This window comes from Megasphaera sp. AF13-6AC (assembly GCF_027685385.1).
GTDB lineage: Bacteria > Bacillota > Negativicutes > Veillonellales > Megasphaeraceae > Megasphaera > Megasphaera micronuciformis.
On record NZ_JAQCUN010000202.1, the window covers coordinates 1 to 755 of the forward strand.

Consider the following 755-nt stretch of genomic DNA (forward strand, 5'->3'; position numbering starts at 1 on the left):
GTTGTTTCCTGCCCCTTTAGCAGCACCGAAATTAAACAGAAGTGATTCTCTTTGATAGTGTGCTACGCCTAAGGCAAAAGCACTGTTACTCTTATAATAGCCGTAACCGGCCATAACTTGTGTCGGTTCCAGCGGATCGTACGATACGGTCTTCAGGGCGCTTAAAGCGGCACTTTGAGCAGCCGTTGCTTGAATTTCGCCGCCAAAGTCCGGAATTTCTCCGGCACTATTCCGAATCGCATCTTTTAGCTGCGCTACATTTACTGCATCCGTATCGTCAGATCCTGCTGCAACGCCGGTAATTTGACGTGTTATACTGCTCGCCGAATCGCCGACGGCCACAGCATTTCCCGTAGCCTGCCACGTAGCATTTGTCCGGCCGTTAGCACGATAGCCGCTCACTCCGGCTGCCCGATTGGCTACGGACCCGCGACCGATAGCATAGGAATCATCCAATACGGCCATGGCCCCGATCCCTACGGCAAATGAATTATTCCCGACTGTATTACCGCCTAAGGCCGCTAAGGAGTTACTTCCTCCGGCTCGAGAGTTATCACCGACGGCCATAGCCGCCGTGCCGTCAACTCGAGAACCTCGTCCGACTACAAAGCTGTAATCTCCGGCGGCGGTATTCAGTCCCCCAAAGGCCGTAGAGTTGTTTCCGGAGACGGTATTATTCATACCGACACTCAACGCATTGCCCCCGGTCACATTTATGTCCCTACCTGAAGCAAAACTGTTTTCACCCGACACCG

The 755-nt window shown here is 53.1% G+C and carries 1 protein-coding gene; it reads right to left on the reverse strand.

All coding sequences use genetic code 11. The features are described 5' to 3' along the window. Positions 1 to 711: YadA-like family protein (locus PGX78_RS08115; protein ID WP_270446427.1), on the reverse strand; the 711-nt coding region annotated here is incomplete at its 3' end. Positions 712 to 755: the final 44 nt, after the last annotated feature.